General features: G+C 68.8%; 15 protein-coding genes. 7 read left to right on the forward strand and 8 right to left on the reverse strand.

The window, feature by feature from the left end; genetic code table 11:
• Positions 1-46: 46 nt before the first annotated feature.
• Both U5771_RS12235 and U5771_RS12240 read right to left on the reverse strand, forming a co-directional pair.
• Positions 47-1447: an LLM class flavin-dependent oxidoreductase gene (locus U5771_RS12235; protein ID WP_322024207.1), complete on the reverse strand. Its 1401-nt coding sequence runs from the start codon at positions 1445-1447 to the stop codon at positions 47-49.
• Entirely contained in the window at positions 1444-2709 is a 1266-nt protein-coding gene (locus U5771_RS12240; RefSeq protein WP_322024208.1) for an acyl-CoA dehydrogenase family protein, read from the reverse strand. Before U5771_RS12240 ends, U5771_RS12235 begins: the two co-directional genes overlap by 4 nt.
• A gap of 294 nt (positions 2710-3003) precedes the next feature.
• Between U5771_RS12240 and U5771_RS12245 the strand changes: the two genes are divergently transcribed.
• Complete coding sequence (locus U5771_RS12245) at positions 3004-4242, forward strand: SfnB family sulfur acquisition oxidoreductase (protein WP_322024209.1); 1239 nt, start codon at positions 3004-3006, stop codon at positions 4240-4242.
• 118 nt (positions 4243-4360) lie between these two features.
• On the opposite strand, the gene U5771_RS12250 is transcribed toward U5771_RS12245, so the two are convergent.
• Together U5771_RS12250 and U5771_RS12255 are read right to left on the reverse strand one after the other, a co-directional pair.
• Positions 4361-5305, reverse strand: a complete 945-nt coding sequence (locus U5771_RS12250; RefSeq protein WP_322024210.1) for an alpha/beta hydrolase — start codon at positions 5303-5305, stop codon at positions 4361-4363.
• Positions 5306-5369: 64 nt separating this feature from the next.
• A complete protein-coding gene (locus U5771_RS12255; protein ID WP_322024211.1) occupies positions 5370-6470 on the reverse strand; it encodes an OpgC domain-containing protein in 1101 nt (366 codons plus the stop codon).
• A 381-nt stretch (positions 6471-6851) separates the two neighbouring features.
• On the opposite strand from U5771_RS12255, the gene U5771_RS12260 reads away from it, so the two are divergent.
• Positions 6852-8006 carry a porin gene (locus U5771_RS12260; RefSeq protein ID WP_322024212.1) on the forward strand — a complete coding sequence of 385 codons (1155 nt, stop codon included), beginning with the start codon at positions 6852-6854 and terminating at the stop codon, positions 8004-8006.
• A gap of 49 nt (positions 8007-8055) precedes the next feature.
• On the opposite strand, the gene U5771_RS12265 is transcribed toward U5771_RS12260, so the two are convergent.
• Complete coding sequence (locus tag U5771_RS12265; RefSeq protein ID WP_322024213.1) at positions 8056-8967, reverse strand: LysR family transcriptional regulator; 912 nt, start codon at positions 8965-8967, stop codon at positions 8056-8058.
• Positions 8968-9107: 140 nt separating this feature from the next.
• Between U5771_RS12265 and U5771_RS12270 the strand changes: the two genes are divergently transcribed.
• Together U5771_RS12270 and U5771_RS12275 are read left to right on the forward strand one after the other, a co-directional pair.
• The gene (locus U5771_RS12270) at positions 9108-10124 is read left to right on the forward strand and encodes an aldo/keto reductase (protein ID WP_322024214.1); all 1017 of its coding nucleotides are present in this window, start codon (positions 9108-9110) and stop codon (positions 10122-10124) included.
• Between the two features lie 248 nt (positions 10125-10372).
• Complete coding sequence (locus tag U5771_RS12275; RefSeq protein ID WP_322024215.1) at positions 10373-11113, forward strand: sulfite exporter TauE/SafE family protein; 741 nt, start codon at positions 10373-10375, stop codon at positions 11111-11113.
• 19 nt (positions 11114-11132) lie between these two features.
• Here U5771_RS12275 and U5771_RS12280 read toward each other — a convergent pair whose 3' ends face one another.
• Together U5771_RS12280 and U5771_RS12285 are read right to left on the reverse strand one after the other, a co-directional pair.
• A complete protein-coding gene (locus tag U5771_RS12280; RefSeq protein ID WP_322024216.1) occupies positions 11133-11519 on the reverse strand; it encodes an ester cyclase in 387 nt (128 codons plus the stop codon).
• Positions 11520-11572: 53 nt separating this feature from the next.
• Complete coding sequence (locus U5771_RS12285; protein WP_322024217.1) at positions 11573-12469, reverse strand: LysR substrate-binding domain-containing protein; 897 nt, start codon at positions 12467-12469, stop codon at positions 11573-11575.
• Positions 12470-13005: 536 nt separating this feature from the next.
• Here U5771_RS12285 and U5771_RS12290 point away from each other — a divergent pair.
• The 3 genes from U5771_RS12290 to U5771_RS12300 all read left to right on the forward strand — a co-directional run bounded on the left by U5771_RS12290 (position 13006) and on the right by U5771_RS12300 (position 15963).
• Positions 13006-13857 (forward strand): peptidoglycan DD-metalloendopeptidase family protein, encoded by an 852-nt coding sequence (locus tag U5771_RS12290; protein WP_322024218.1) that lies wholly within the window; start codon positions 13006-13008, stop codon positions 13855-13857.
• Between the two features lie 208 nt (positions 13858-14065).
• A complete protein-coding gene (bla, locus tag U5771_RS12295) occupies positions 14066-14965 on the forward strand; it encodes a class A beta-lactamase (protein ID WP_322024219.1) in 900 nt (299 codons plus the stop codon).
• A 125-nt stretch (positions 14966-15090) separates the two neighbouring features.
• Positions 15091-15963, forward strand: a complete 873-nt coding sequence (locus U5771_RS12300; RefSeq protein WP_322024220.1) for a LysR substrate-binding domain-containing protein — start codon at positions 15091-15093, stop codon at positions 15961-15963.
• A 22-nt stretch (positions 15964-15985) separates the two neighbouring features.
• Here the strand turns inward: U5771_RS12300 and U5771_RS12305 are convergent, their stop codons facing one another.
• Positions 15986-16321 (reverse strand): type 1 fimbrial protein, encoded by a 336-nt coding sequence (locus tag U5771_RS12305; protein ID WP_322024221.1) that lies wholly within the window; start codon positions 16319-16321, stop codon positions 15986-15988.
• Positions 16322-16365: the final 44 nt, after the last annotated feature.

The following is a 16365-nucleotide window of genomic DNA, read 5'->3' on the forward strand; positions in this document are numbered from 1 at the left end:
CAGGCACGCGGTCGTTCGTCGGGCATGCTGGTCGGCCGCCTTGCCGTCACGCGTAGTCGGCCACCCGTTCCGCATCGCGCTTCACCTGCTCGATGTCGCGAAACCGCGCGGCCGGATGCGCGTCCGGCAGCCGCGCCGACCCGCCGAACAGCTTCTCGCGCAGCGTGCCCGGCGCGTATCCGGTCGGATAGACGCCGCGCCGCTGCAACTCCGGCACGAGGTGGCGCACGATGTCCTCGAAGGTTTCGTGCGCAACCGCATACGCGAGATTGAAGCCGTCGACGTCGGTCGCGGCGACCCATTCCTGCAGGATGTCCGCGACGGTTTGCGCGGAGCCGACGAACACAGGCCCCATCCCGCCGATGCCGCCCCAGGCCGCCAGTTCCTCGATCGTCCACGCGGTATCGCCGCCGGCCAGATGCTCGACGGCCGACACGATCGCATTGGTCTCGACGCGCCTGACGGGATCGGTCGGCGCGTACTGGCCGAAATCGATGCCGGTCCAGCCGGACATGAACACGAGCGAGCCGTCGTACGACACATAGCGGCGGTACTCGTCGAACTTGGCCTGCGCCTTCTCGTCGGTCTCGTCGACGATCACCGTGACGAGGTTGTAGATCAGCACGTCGTGCGGATCGCGACCCGCGGCGGCGGCCTGCGCGCGCACGTCGGCGACATAGCGCGCAAGTTGCGGGCGGGTCGGCGCGGCGACGAACACGCATTCGGCGTGCCGGGCGGCGAACGCCTTGCCGGGGCCGGACGCGCCGGCCTGGAACAGCACCGGCGTGCGCTGCGGCGACGGCTCGCACAGGTGATAGCCGGGCACGTCGAAGAAGCGCCCCTTGTGGCCGATCTCGTGCACTTTCTCCGGATGCGTGAACACGCGCCCGGCGCGGTCGCGCACGACCGCGCCGTCTTCCCAGCTGCCTTCGAACAGCTTGTACAGCACCTCGACGTATTCGGCCGCGACCGCATAGCGGTCGTCATGCGTGCGCAGTCCGTGGTCGCCGACATTCTTCGCGCCGCTTTCCAGGTACGACGTGACGATATTCCACGCGAGCCGGCCCTTCGTGTGATGGTCGGCGGTCGACAGCCGGCGCGCGAACGTGTACGGATGCTCGAACGTCGTCGACGCGGTGATGCCGATGCCGAGATGCTCGGTCGCCATCGCGATCGGTGCGGCGAGCTGCAGCGGATCATTCACCGGGATCTGCGCGGCCTGGTGCAGCGCGTGGTAGTTGCTGCCCTGGTAGACGTCGTAGTAGCCGATCACGTCCGCGATGAAGATCGCGTCGAAGATCCCGCGTTCGAGTACGCGCGCGAGATCGGTCCAGTAGTCGAGATCCTTGTACTGCCACGAACGATCGCGTGGATGCGCCCACAGGCCGGGCGACTGATGGCCGACGCAATTCATCTCGAACGCATTGAAGCGGATGGTCTTGCTCATCGTGCGGCTCCCGTTTCCGTGCCGGCGTCTGCACCGGCACCGTTGCCGACGCGCCAGACGAACGGCGGCGTGCGTCCGTTGATGACCCAGTCGCCGACGATCCGCGCCTTGTAGACGAGCGGATTGTGCGACGACACCGTGCGCGCGTTGCGCCAGTGACGGTCGAGCGCGGTCGTGCTGCGCGTCGCGGATGCGCCGAGCGCGTCGAACAGGCGCGTCGCCGCGCGCAGCACGAGTTCCGACACGACGAGCTGGCTTTGCGCGGATTCGATTTCGGCCGCGACGTTCGCGGCGTGTTCCGCTTCGTCGTCGCCGCCGAAGCGGGCGACGTACGCCTGCTGCAGCGGCTGCGCGGCACGCAGGGCGAGCGCATCGGCCGCATAGGCCCACGACGCGATCTCGCCGATCACCTGCTGGAGTTGCGCATCGTCGCCGGCGCGCGCGGCGTTGCCGTGGCTGTACACGCGCGTGCGGTTGCGCACGAGCTCGCCCGCATCGCGCACGATCGCATGGCCGATGCCGGCCAGCGTGGCGACATGGAACAGCTGGTAGAACGCGGTCTGGTATTTGAAGCGGCGTGCGAAATCGATCACGTTGTCGGCGTCGACCGCCGCATTCTCGAAGCGCGTCGTGCCGCTGCCGGTCGTTCTCTGGCCGAAGCCGTCCCAGTCGTCTTCGCGTATCACGCCGGGCTGCACGGTGGCGATCGCGACGATCACGTCGCGGCCGTCATGTTCGCGCTGTGCGAACACGTCGATCCAGTCCGCGAACAGGCTGCCGGTGCTGTAGAACTTCCGGCCGTTCAGCACGAGCCGGCCGTTCTGCGCCGATACCTTCGTGATGGTCTGGCCGAGCGGGACGTCGCCGGCTTCCGACCACGCATTGCCGACGAGCTGGCCGCTCGCGAAGCGGTCGAGCCACGTCGTGCGTTGCGGCCCGGGCGGCACGTTCAGCCAGTCCTCGACGAACGCGAAGTGGCCGCGCAACGCCTGCGGCAGATTGGAATCGGCGGTGGCGAGCTCGGTCAGCAGCCGGAACAGCTGCGGCAGCGACGCGCCGGCGCCGCCGTCGCGCACCGGCAACCGTACCGCGCCGAAACCGGCGGCCTTCAGCCAGCCGATCGCTTCGTGCGGCAGTTCGCGGCGGCGTTCGCGTTCGGCGGTGCCGGCGGCGATGCGGTCGAAGAGGGGGCGAAACCGGCTCGCGAGTGCGTCGTAGTCGGTGCCGGTGGAAAGATCGGTATCTGCGTGCGACGAAGTCATGCGGTGTTCCTCGAAGGGCGGGGCCGTTTGCACCGGGAGGCAAGTATAGGAAGCGCGACGCGCGCGTTCCAATAACGGATTCGCAGATCCTTATCGTCGCTGCGCATTACGCGGATCGGCAACGGGAAGCATCGACGCTCGGGCTTCGATTGCGACGCCGAAGCGCGGAGTCGGGCGCCGTGCTTTGCCATGTCGTTTGTTATCCGAAGGAATATCGTTACGAGAATCGCTCGGTTTGCCGGCCTGCAGAGCGCTGCTAGATTGAATGCTTTCGTCATTCGACAGGAGAGCCCGATGTCAGATACGAGCGCGACGATTCAGGAGCGGCCGGCCGACGCAAGACCGCAGGTGGCCCGCGTGATCGCCGACGACGCGCAGGCGATCGCGGTTGCGCATGCACTCGCGCAACGACTGGCGGAAGGGGCGGCCGAACGGGATCGCGAACGCCGGCTGCCGCGCGACGAGATCGAATGGTTCTCGCAGTCGGGATTGTGGGCGATCACCGTGCCGAAGGCCTACGGGGGCGCGGGCGTATCGAACCTGACGCTCACCGAGGTGATCAAGATCGTCGCGGCGGCCGATGCGTCGCTCGGGCAGTTGCCGCAGAACCACTTCGGGCTGGTCGACGTGATCGCGCTGACCGGCACCGATGCGCAGAAGCGCTATTTCTTCGCGGAAATCCTGAGCGGCAAGCGCTTCGGCAACGGTTTCTCGGAGAAGGGCACGAAGCACGTGCTCGACCTGAAGACGCGTGTGTGGCGCGATGGCGACGACTATGTCGTCGACGGCACGAAGTTCTACTCGACCGGCGCACTGTTCGCGCACTACGTGCCGGTGCTCGGCCTCGACGATGCGCGGCAGGCGTGGCTCGCCTACGTCCCGCAGCCGGCGCCGGGGCTGACCGTGATCGACGACTGGTCGGGTTTCGGACAGCGCACGACCGCGAGCGGCACGGTGGTGCTGGACGGCGTGCGCGTGCCGGCTTCGCATGTGCTGAACGCGCAGCGCGTGTCGGACGCACCGACGCTCAACGGCCCGCTGTCGCAGATCATCCAGGCGGCGATCGATGCGGGCATCGCGAAGGCCGCGATCGCCGATACGGAGGCGTTCGTGCGCACGCGCACGCGGCCGTGGGTCGACAGCGGCGTCGAGCGGGCGACCGACGATCCGTTGATCGTCCGCGAGATCGGCCGCCTGCATATCCAGCTGCATGCGGCGGAAGCGCTGCTCGAACGCGCGGCGCGCACACTCGACGAGATCGGCGCGCGCGGCAGCGTGACCGACGACGATGTCGCGCGTGCATCGGTCGCGGTCGGCGAGGCGAAGGTGCTGACGACCGAGATTGCGCTGCTCGCGGGCGAGAAGCTGTTCGAGCTGGCGGGCACGCAGTCGACGCTCGCCGAACACAATCTCGACCGGCACTGGCGAAACGCGCGCACGCACACGCTGCACGACCCGGTGCGGTGGAAGTATCACCTCGTCGGCAACTACTACCTGAACGGCGTGCGGCCGGCGCGTCATGCATGGAATTGAATCGACCGCGATCCGGCGCGATCGTCCGGTGCGCGCGTCGTGGCGGTGACGCCGGTGCGGCGAGGGGCGCGGCGTCAGGCCATCGTCGTGCGGCTGCCTGACGCGTGATCCGGCCGCATCACTTCACGCACTCCAGCGCGTACTTCAACCCTTGCCCGAGCACCCCGCGCCACACTTCCCACGTATGCCCGCCGTCGACGATGCGCAGCTCGGCCGGGTTCTGCGCGCGGCGCAGGTGCGTGTACAGCACGCTCGATTCGGCCTGGATCGTCAGGTCGTCGTCGCCCGCCGCGATGAACATCGGCACGCGCCAGGTGCGCGCGAAATAGCCGCGCATCAGCGCCGGGTAATTCAGCTCGTGCCACACGCGCGAATCGAACTGCCGGTCGCCGAACACGCCGACATAGCGCGCGGCGGAATTGAGCGGCGGCTCGTTCGCGTAGATCGCCGGGCTGAGCAGCATCGCGCCGCAGAACAGACCCGGTTCGAGCAGCGAGAAACGCAGCGCGCCGAAGCCGCCCATCGATACGCCGCCGATCGCGCGGCCCGCGCGCTGGTTCGACACCGCGAAGTGCGCCTCGACTTCCGGCAGCAGGTCGTTCAGGAACGCGCTCTGCATCTTCTCCTTGCGGTCGACGTACCAGTCGGTGCCGCCTTGCGGCATCACGATCACGACGGGCGGGATCTCGCGGCGCTCGATCAGCGTGTCGGCGGTGGCCTGCAGCCGGCCCTGCGTGATCCAGTCGTTCGCGTTGCCGGCATTGCCGTGCAGCAGGTACAGCACCGGATAGCGCGCGCCTTCCGGGTTGTAGCCGGGCGGCAGGTAGACGGTGTACGACCAGTCGCGCTTCAGGGATGCCGAACGGAACGCGCGCAGCACGACGCTGCTGCCTGGATTGACCGGCGGTTCCTGGACGGCCGGCGCGACCGTTGCGGAGGGGACGATCGCGGCCGCGGGTGCGGACGACGCCGGTGAAACCGCGGGCCCGCCCGGCGTGGCGCGGGCGGTGGCGATGGAGCCGGCGATCAGGGCGACGGCGAACGGAAGGGCGAGTCGGCGCATGGCGAATCGTTTCAGGAGAGGCGCCCGCTATCGTAGCAGCGGCGCATGACGGCGCGGCGCATCATCACCGCGAACGGAACGGGAACGGCAGCCGCGACACGAGCGGCGCATAAAGCTTCGCGACGAGATACAGCAGGCTCATCGCGACGACGTCGGCGGCCAGGCCGAGCGGCACGTTCAGATACCCTTCGGTCGCCTGGTAGAGCAGCGAGTCGACCGCGAGCGAGATGCCGGTGCCGGCGACGAAACACAGCAACCCCTGGCGGCCGATCGTGCCGATCCACGGCATCGCGTGCGCGACCTTCTTCATCCACCCGAGGTGCACGAGCTTGGCGGCGAGCCACGCGATCGCGAGGAAGTTCGCGAGCCGCAGCGCGCCGAGGTTCTGCTTGATCGACGGATCGGTCGGGAACGGCTCGATGCGCAGCCGGTAGTACGCGCCGGCCGCGACGATCGCGAGCGCCGCGGCCGTCAGCAGCCAGCCCTGCGGCTTCGGCGCGAGGGTCTGGTAGACGGGCTGGCAGCGCGCGATCACGCCGAGCACGAACAGGAACTGCCACGCGAACGGGTTGAAGTCCCACGGCGCGCCTTCGACGGTCGGCAGGAAGCGTGCGACGTGTGGCGCGGCGTACCACAGCGATCCGCTGAACGCGAGCATCAGCCACGGCTGCGTGCGTGCGAGCGGCAGCGCGAGCGGGACGAGCAGCGCGAAGAACGCATACATCGGCAGCACCGACGCGAGATACGGCTGGCGGCGGAACAGCAGGATGTCGCGCAGCGCGGCGAGCGGCTTGTGGAGCAGGCCGTCGAGGTCGTTGGTCGGCATGTTCGGGCCGTCGATCGAGAATGCGCTCAGCGCGGCGGTGATCAGCAGCATCAGGCCGGCCGTCACGAGGAACGCACGGTAGATCTCGAAGGCACGGCGGATGAAACGCTGGCGCGCGGCGGCCTCGTCGTGGCGCTCGGCGAGCGAGTTGTACGCGATGGCGGTCGCGAAACCGCCGAGGAACACGAACACCTCGGCCGCATCGCACAGCGCGTACGCATGCAGTGTCACGCGCGACAGGATGCTGCCGCCGATGTGGTCGACGACGATCACCAGCAGCACGAGGCCGCGGAAGAAATCGAGCTCGGCGTAGCGGCCGGCCCGGGCGGCGGCGGTCATCGCGCCGCCTCCCGGCGCGCGCCGCGTGCGCGGCCGGCACCCGCCGCGCATGAATCGGGGTGAAGCATGACTTCGTGAAGAAATGACGAACGGATGCGCATTGTGCCACCGATGCGACGTGGCTCGGGTTTACGCGGATGGCGAGCCGGCCGGCCGTTGCCGATAAGCCTGGTCAGGCAATCGGACCAACGGGGCAGTTGGACGAGCGCAACGCTTTGCGCGCCGCGCCCACGCCCCGATGGACGGGCGGTTTGCGACGTGACACCATTTTGTCCTCGCGGCCGCACACCGCGCAGTCCGCCCTGCGGGCCACCCTTATAAAACAGACCAAACAATCGCCGGGCGAACGGCCTGCCCGGCACCCGGCTCCGGAGATCCGTCATGAAGAAGCACTTCATTTTTGCCGCCGCGCTGGCCGCTTTCGCCGCGCCGGCCTTCGCGCAAGACAGCGTGACGCTGTACGGCCTGATCGACGAGGGTTTCAACTACACGAACAACGTGAACGTGAACGGGGTCGGAAAAACCAATTACCAGCTCGCCAGCGGCTATGCGCAGGGCAGCCGCTGGGGCCTGAAGGGCAGCGAGGACCTGGGCGGCGGGCTCAAGGCGATCTTCACGCTGGAAAACGGCTTCGACGTGAACAACGGCCGGTTCAACCAGGGCGGCCGGATGTTCGGGCGCCAGGCGTTCGTCGGGCTGAGCGCGTCGCGCTTCGGCACGCTGACCTTGGGCCGCCAGTACGATTCCGTCGTCGACTACCTCGCGCCGCTCACCGCGAACGGCAACTGGGGCGGCACGCTGTTCTCGCACCCGTTCGACAACGACAATACGGACAACTCGTTCCGCGTCAACAACACCGTCAAGTACGCGAGCCCCGACTGGAACGGGCTGTCGTTCGGCGGCACCTACAGCTTCAGCAACAGCACGGGCTTCTCGACCAACCGCCAGTACAGCATCGGCGCGCAGTATTCGCTGGCCGGGCTGCAGGTCGCGGCCGCGTATCTGCAGGCGAACAGCCCGGGCGTCGGCAGCGCGGGCGCGATCGCGGCCGACGATGCGAACTTCGTCGCCGATCGCCTGCGCATCTTCGGCGGCGGCGTGAACTACACGTTCGGCCCGGCGACGGTCGGCTTCGTCTATACGAAGACCGACGTGAAGAACCCGGTGTCGACCGTCTACCTGCCGGCGTCGACGTTCTCGGGCCTCGGGCTGACCGCGACCAAGTTCCAGAACTTCGAGATCAACGGCAAGTACCAGCTCACGCCCGATTTCTATCTCGGCGCGCAGTATGTATACACGGACGGCAAGTTCGACGCCGCGGCCGGTTCGTTCAAGCCGAAATACCACACTGTCGGGCTGATGGCCGACTACAGCCTGTCCAAGCGCACCGACGTCTACCTGCAGGGCGCATGGCAGAAGGTCGCCGGCGACAAGACCGGCACGGCGGCCGATGGCGGCTACGTGGTCGGGACGGACGGTCCGTCGTCGTCGGCTAACCAGTTCGCGGTGCGCGCCGCGATCCGCCACAAGTTCTGACGGGCTGGCCGGCCGGCGCCCGGGCGGGTTGCCTCAGGGCCGGCTGCCGTCATTGCGCTCGGTGCCCGTCGTCGAGCGTTTGCGCGAGCCAGTCGACGAAGATCCGCACGCGCGGCGCCAGATGCCGGCTGTTCGGAAACACGACCGACACCGGCAGCGGCGCGGCATGCCATTCCGGCAGCACCTCCACCAGCGAACCGTCCTCGAGCAGCGGCGCGAGCCCGTCGCGCGGCGCCTGGATCAGCCCGAGGCCCGCGATGCAGCACGCGAGATACGCGTGCGAGCTGTTGACCGCGACCACGCTGCGCATCTTCACGGCTTGCAGCGCGCCCGAATCCATGTCCACATATTCCCAGTCCAGCTCGCGGCCCGTGCGGCTCGAGAAATAGCCGACCGCGACGTGGTCGGGCAAATCGTCCGGCGAGCGCGGCGTGCCGTATCGCGCAAGATACGCGGGCGACGCGCAGTTGACCTGCGCCAGCTCGCCGACGCGGCGCGCGACCAGCGACGTGTCGGACAGCACGCCGACCCGCACCGCGCAGTCGATGCCATCGGCGACGAGATCGACGAAGCGGTCGGTCGTGCTCAGCACGACGCGCAGGTCGGGATAGCGCGCGTGGAAATCCGGCAGCGCCGGAATCACCTTGTTCAGCGCAAAGCGCTCGGGCAGGTCGACGCGGATCAGGCCGCGCGGGGACGCACCGGCATCGTCGAACAGCGTCTCGGCGTCGTCCAGATCGGCCAGCAGCCGCATGCAGCGCTCGTAGTAGGTCGCGCCTTCGGCGGTCAGCGCGACCCGCCGCGTCGTCCGCTGCAACAGGCGCACCTTCAGGTGTTTCTCCAGATACTGGACGGCATTGCTGACCGTCGGGCGCGGCAATTGCAACTGCTCGGCCGCTTTCGTGAAGCTGCCGAGGTGGGCGACGCGCGCAAAGATGCGCATTGCATGCAGATGGTCCATGCGGGGCGGGAGCGTGACGGATCGGGACTGGCTCCATTGTTAATCAGCGTCGAATGATTTGGTTGGGTGTTTCGCGTTTATCGCGCGCCGCAATGCGTCCAGAATCCGCTTCATCCACTCACCACCGCAAGGAAACGGACATGGACAAGCGTCAACTGGGCCGCACGGGCCCGCAGGTTTCGGCGATCGGGCTCGGCTGCATGGGGATGTCGGATCTCTACGGGCCGGCGGATCGCGACGAAAGCATCGCGACGCTGCACGCGGCGCTCGACAACGGGATCACGCTGCTCGATACGGGCGACTTCTACGGGATGGGCGACAACGAGATGCTGATCCGCGACGCGCTGCGCGGCCGCACGCGCGACCAGGTGCTGATCAGCGTGAAGTTCGGCGCGCTGCGCGATCCGGCCGGCACGTTCGTCGGCTACGACGCGCGGCCGCAGGCGATCCGCAACTTTGTCGCCTACTCGCTGAAGCGGCTCGGCACCGACCACATCGACATCTACCGGCCGGCGCGCGTCGATCCGGCGGTGCCGATCGAGGACACGATCGGGGCGATCGCCGATCTCGTGAAGGCCGGCTATGTGCGCCATATCGGCCTGTCGGAGGTCGGCGCCGACACGATCCGCCGCGCGGCGGCTGTCGCGCCGATCGCCGACCTGCAGATCGAATACTCGCTGCTGTCGCGCGGGATCGAGGCGGACATCCTGCCCGCGTGCCGTGAACTCGGGATCGGCGTGACGGCCTACGGCGTGCTGTCGCGCGGGCTGCTCGGCGGCGGCTGGAGCGCGGCGCGGCAGGGCGAGCGCGATTTCCGCGCGGCCAGCCCGCGCTTCCAGGGCGAGAACCTCGCGCACAACCTCGCGCTGGTCGACGCGCTGCGCGCGATCGCCGACGCGAAGGGCAGCAATCCGGCACAGATCGCGATCGCGTGGGCGCTGTCGCGCGGCGACGACATCGTGCCGCTGATCGGCGCGCGCAAGCGCACGCAACTCGAGGACGCGCTTCGGGCGATTGAATTGCAACTAACGGTCGATGATCTCGCGCGCATCGAAACGGCGGTTCCCGCCGGGGCGGCTGCCGGCGAGCGTTATCCTGCCGCCCAGATGGCGCACCTCGACAGCGAGCAGGGACGGGGGCCGGCGCAAGGGGCCTGAGCGGAGAGCATGGTGTGGTGACGGGGTGACGGGGCAGCGAGGCAGCGAGGCAACGAGGCAACGAGGCAGCGAGGCAGCGAGGCAACGAGGCAACGAGGCAACGAGGCAACGAGGCAACGAGGCAACGAGGCAACAAGGCGCCGCCCCCCGCCGGGCGGGCCCGAGCCAGCGTCAGGCAAAGCCAGATGGCCGGGGGCGTGACGGTGGTGCACCATCGGCGCCGTGTTCAACCGGACGGACCGCCCTCCATGCAAACGCATACGCTGACGATCATCGTGCTGGTCTTTCTGCTGGCCGGCGCGGTCAAGGGCATGATCGGCCTCGGGCTGCCGACGATCGCGATGGGGCTGCTGACGCTCGCGATGCCGCCGTCGGCCGCCGCGAGCCTGCTGCTCGTGCCGTCGTTCATCACCAACGTGTGGCAGTTGTGGCTCGGCCCGTCGTTCGGGCAGTTGCTGCGGCGTCTGTGGCCGCTGCTCGCCGCGCTGACGATCGGCACGCTGACGGGCGGGCTGCCCGCGCTCGCGGCCGGCAGCGCGTGGACCCACGCGGCACTCGGCATCGTGCTGGCCGCCTACGGCTGCTGGGGGCTCGCCGCCGCGCGGCTGCCCGCGCCGGGTCGTCACGAAACGTGGCTGTCGGCCGCGGTCGGCTACCTGACGGGCGTCGTGACGGCCGCGACCGGCGTGTTCGTCGTGCCGGCGGTGCCGTACCTGCAGGCGCTGCGCCTGTCGAAGGACGACCTGATCCAGGCGCTCGGGCTGTCGTTCACGGTGTCGACGATCGCGCTCGGCCTGCAGTTGCGCGTGACGGGCGCGCTGCAGACGGTCGATCTCGGCGTATCGGCGCTGGCGCTCGTGCCGGCGCTCGCGGGGATGATCGGCGGGCAATACGCGCGGCGCGTGATGAGCGAGCGGGCGTTCAAGCGCTGCTTCTTCGTCGGGATGATCGCGCTCGGCGCCTACATGGCCGTGTCGGGGCTGCGGTAAGCCGTGACGGCCGGCATCGCTACAGTTGCGCTTCGATCGCGGCCTTGTCGATCACCGACCAGACCTGCCGGATCCTGCCGTCGTGAAATTCGTAGAACGCGTTCTCGGCGAACGTGACGCGCGTGCCGTCGACGGCGAGCCCCATGAAGGTCCCTTTCGGCGCACAGGCGAAGCGTAGCCGGCATGCGATGCGCGGCGGTTCGCACACGAGCAGCCGGATCCCGAAATGGAGATCCGGAATGTCACGGAAATCCTGCTCCAGCATCGCGCGGTAACCGGCCAGGCCGAGCGGCCGGTCGTTGTGGATCACGTTGTCGGCGACGTACTGGCCGAGCGCCGGCCAGTCCTGCCGGTTCAGGCAGTCGAGGTAGGCGCGGTAACGCATGGCGAGGTCGGGTTCGGTCATGGCTGCGGTGTCTCCTCGGGTATCGCCCGGCTGTTGCGGACGACGCGCGGCGTTCAGCGCGGCGGCATTTCGCCCGACAGGTACGACACGAATGCCTGCGTGTACTTCGGCAGCGCATCGAACGAGCGCGCGCAGAGCGTCAGCTTGCGGTGGCTCCACGCGTCGGACAGCTCGACGAGCCGCACGTCCATCGTCTGCATCGCGCGTTCGGCCGCATGGCGCGACACGATGCCGATCCCCACGCCGCTTTCGATCACGCGGCAGATCGCATCGAAACTCTTCAGTTGCACACGGTAGCGGATCCGCTTGCCGAGCGCACGCGCCTGGTCCGCGAGGTGGACCTGCAGCGCGCTGCCGTCGGTCAGCCCGATGAAGTCCGCGTCGGCGATCTCGTCGAACGAGACCTTGTCGCGCGCGGCGAGCGGGTGCCCGGCCGGCACGACCGCGATCAGCCAGTCCTCGCGGAACGGTTTCTGTTCGAGCCCGCCGAGCCCGACCGAATCGGCGACGATGCCGACCTCGGCCGTCTTGTTGCGGATCGCATGCACGATTTCCTGGCTCGAGCGCTCCTCGACGCTGATCGACAGTTTCGGATGATGCGGCAGATACGCGGCCAGCGCGTCGGGCAGGTATTCGCTCAGCGACGCCGTGTTGCACAGCAGCCGGATATGCCCGCGCAGCCCCTGGCCGTATTGCTGCAGTTCGCCGCGCATGTGGTCGATCTGCTGCAGCACCGTGCGCGCGTGGTGCTCGAGCGCGCGGCCGGCGTCGGTCACCTGCGCGCCCGACTTGGTCCGGTGCAGCAGCGGCACGCCGAGTTCGTCCTCCATTCCGCGAATGCGCTCGCTGGCGGCCTGCAGCGTGATGTGGGTCCGCTCGGCGCCGCCCGTGATCGTGCCGGCCTCGCAGGTGTTCAGGAAGAGCCGCAGGTCGGTCAGGTCGAAGCGCATGGTGGGGTGGGAGGCGTCAGGTTTGGTATGGCCGATAAGTTAGCAGGAACCGCCGCGCCGGTCTCAGGCTGGGCCTGAGACCCCGTTCGCCGCTTCCGCATTTTCGGGGCGGGATCGATGCCGGATCATGGCCGCATATCAACCGGGGGAGACTGTCATGCGGGTCGATTCGTCGTGGGGCGTGTCGTTCAAGATCGCGTTGCACGTGCTGTTCCTGTGCATCGGCATCGCGTGGGCCGGCGCGGAGCTGGTCGACTGGCTGCGCTGAGCGGGCGGCCCGGCGCGGGCCGCAGCGGCTGTCCGACGCGGCCGGGTGCGCGTTGAAAGCCATTCGAAATAAGGGGGTGCCGTGAAATTTCTTCCGCATCGCTCGCCAAAAACCGTCAAGTTTTTCCGAATTCGACCGTATTACCGGTAACAAGCGTCTGCCGGCGCCCCGTTCGTGATCGTTTGTCATCATTGTTTGCATCCGGTTACACGTCGGCCGTTCCGTTTTTGAGATGCTTGAAAGATTGTCAAACCGGAGTCGATCGTCCATGAAACAGCGCGAGATTTGCCGCAAGTCGGCGTGGCTGTCGGGCCTGGCCGCCGTGCTCGTCATGGCCGGTTGTGCCGGCACGCAGTCCGTCCCGCCGAGCGACACGCTGGCGGGCACGCCGTCGGGCCAGCCCGCCGCCACGCAGGCGGCCACGCCCGCGGCGGCGCCGTCCGCGCCGATTCTTGTCGCGCAGAAGTACGTGGTGAAACGCGGCGACACGCTGTTGGGCATCGCGTCCGCGAACGACTGCAGCGTCGCCGACCTGCGCACCTGGAACAAGCTCGACCCGCGCGGCAAGCTGCGCATGGGGCAGGTGCTGCGCATCGTCCGCCCGCAGCCGTTGCAGGCATCGGCTGCGACCGGCAGCGCACCGGCTGTTGCGCCGGCCGCCGCGAGCAACGCGGCGGGCGCCGTGCAGGCGAATGCATCGACGGCGAGCGACCGGCAGGTCGTGAAGGAAACCCGGCGGCATGCCGGCGCGGTGGCGCTCACGTGGCCCGCGCACGGCAAGATCGTCGACGGGTTCCGGCCGGGGCAGAACCGCGGCATCCAGATCGCCGGCCGGCCGGGCGACCCGGTTCGCGCGGCGGCCGACGGCCGCGTGATGTACGCGGGCACCGGCCTGAACGATTACGGCACGTTGATCATCGTCCAGCACAACGCGGATTTCCTCACGGCCTATGCGCACAACCGCAAGCTGCTCGTGAAGACCGGCGACATCGTGCGCCAGGGCGACGCGATTGCCGAGATGGGCGACCTCGACAACTCGCGTGTCGCGCTGCTGTTCGAAGTGCGGCGCGACGGCAAGCCCGTCAATCCGATGCCGTACCTGCCTTCGTCGCAAGGCTGACGCGGGACGCGCCGCTGGAACGCGGCCGCGCTCGCTGCTACGCTAGGGTCTGTTCATGCGCGTCCCGCCGCATGCGGGGCCGACGGACGTTTTCGGGGAGGCGCGGCGACAGCCGTCGCGAGCCGGCCGTCGGCGTGAACGCGCGTGCATCGTCGATGCGCGCGTACGTTGCTCCGTGCCACCGTTTCCGACAGAACACCCTTCATCCATGGAACACTCTCCGACACGCCGCTCGCTATTGCTCGCCGCCGTCGCCGCGCCGTTCGTCGCCGCGTGCTCGTCGGCCCCCGTCGCCGACCAGGGGCGCGCCCGTGCCGCCCAGGCCGAGCTCGCCGCGCTCGAAAAGGCGTCGAACGGCCGGCTCGGCGTCGCCGCACTCGATACGTCGAACGGCACGCGCATCGCGCATCACGCGCGCGAGCGCTTCCCGCTGTGCGGCACGTATGCGGTCACCGCCGCCGCCGCGATTCTTGCGCGCGGCGCGCTCGACGCCTCGCTGCTGCCGCGCCGCATCCTGTACCGCCGCTATGACGTCGTGGCCGGGTCGCCGGTGACGGAAAGCCATGTCGACACGGGGCTGACGATCGCGCAGCTCTGCGCGGCACTGCTGCAGTTGGGTGACAAGGGCGCGGGGAACCTGCTGATGGGCGTGCTCGGCGGCCCGCAGGCCGTCACGTCGTTCGCGCATGAAAGCGGCGATACCGCGTTCCGGCTCGACCGCTGGGAACCCGAACTCAACCAGGCCGCGCCCGGCGACGAGCGCGATACGTCGACGCCGGTCGCGATGGTCGACATGCTGCAGCGGCTGCTGCTCGGCGACACGTTGCGCGAGCCGCAGCGTGCGCAGCTCACCGAATGGATGACCGGCGGCGCGCGCGGCGCGACCGGGATCGCGGCCGGCGTGCCGACCGGCTGGCGCATCGCCGACAAGACCGGCACCGGCGGTTACGGTACGACGACCGACGTCGCGGTGCTGTGGCCGCCGTCGCGCGCGCCGATCGTGCTGGCCGTGTCGTTCACGCAGCCGCGGGCCGACGCGGCGGCACGCGACGACGTCGTCGCGTCGGCGGCGCGCATCGCGGTGGGTGCGTTCACCGCATCGGCCTGATGCGTCCGCCGCACCTCGCGTAAAGCCGGCGTTTGGCTTATCGTGTCGGTCAGCGCGCGCCGGTGTCGGCGCGCGGTCTTGCCGTGCCGTCGTTCGGCGCGGTCGATTCGTTTACCCGCTTCGTCATGCGCCGACTTCCGCCCCTGCACGCGCTGCAGATCTTCTCGACGGTGGCCCGCCACCGCAGCTTCACGCGCGCGGCCGAGCAGCTGTGCCTCACGCAGGGCGCGGTGAGCCGGCAGATCCAGACGCTCGAGGCGCACTACGGCTTTCCGCTGTTCAAGCGGCACGCGAAGGGCCTCACGCTGACGGCCGAGGGCGAGCAATTGCTGCCGGTCGTCAACGAGAGCTTCGCGCGGATCGAGGACATCTCGATGAAGCTCACCCGGCAGCGCACCGATCTCGCGCTGAAGGTGCCGACCTGCGTGATGCGCTGGATGCTGCCGCGCATCATGCGCTTCCAGGGCGAGCATCCCGATCTCCACGTGCAGATCACGACCGCATGGCAGCACGTCGTCGATTTCTCGACCGAGCCGTTCGATGCGGCGGTCGTCTACGGCACGTCGCCGGGCGCGGGCGTGTTCGCGCTGCCGCTGTTCGACGAACGGCTGACGCCGGTGTGCGCACCCGAGTTGCGGCAGGCCGCGCCGCTCGATGCGGTCGGCGATCTCGCGCGCCATACGCTGCTGCATCCGACGCGCGACCATCGCGACTGGCGCGCATGGCTCGATCACGCGGGCGAGCACGCCGTCGACGCGGAGCGCGGGCCGACCTTCGACACGCTCGATCTCGCGACGAACGCGGCGATGCAGGGCTTCGGCGTCGCGATCGGCGATGTGACGCTCGTCGACGACGACGTCAGCGCGCGCCGGCTCGAACGGCCGTTCGACATCGTGCTCGAGACCGGCGCCCGTTATTTCTTCGTCTATCCCGAGAACATCGGCAGCCAGCAGAAGATCCGCGCGTTCAGCGACTGGATCGCCTGCCATCGCGACTGACGCGCGACGCCGGCGGCGGGTTCTACTGGTACGTCACGACGGCGATCAGCGGTGCCTGCGCGTTGCCCGGACGGTCAGGTAAAACGATTGCGCGCGAGGCCTGCGTAAAGGTCGTGGTCTTGATCGTGCGCAGGCTGGCCGCGTCGACGAACGCGACTTGCCCACTCGCCGGGCGCGGGCAGTCGGGGCGCACGTGCGCACGCGCGGCGTCGGCCGTGTCGAGCGCGAACGAGCACGGCGGCTCGACGATCATGCCGGTGAAGTGGATGATGCCGGACGCTCCGGCGGCAAAGGATGAGGACGAGGCCAGAAGCGAGGCAGCCAGGGCAAACGAGGCGGCAAACAGGCGATGCTTCATGACAGGCTCCAGAGAGGAAGCGCGTCGCAGCGGGGCCGCTCGAG

It is taken from the genome of Burkholderia sp. BCC1977 (assembly GCF_905339595.1).
GTDB lineage: Bacteria > Pseudomonadota > Gammaproteobacteria > Burkholderiales > Burkholderiaceae > Burkholderia.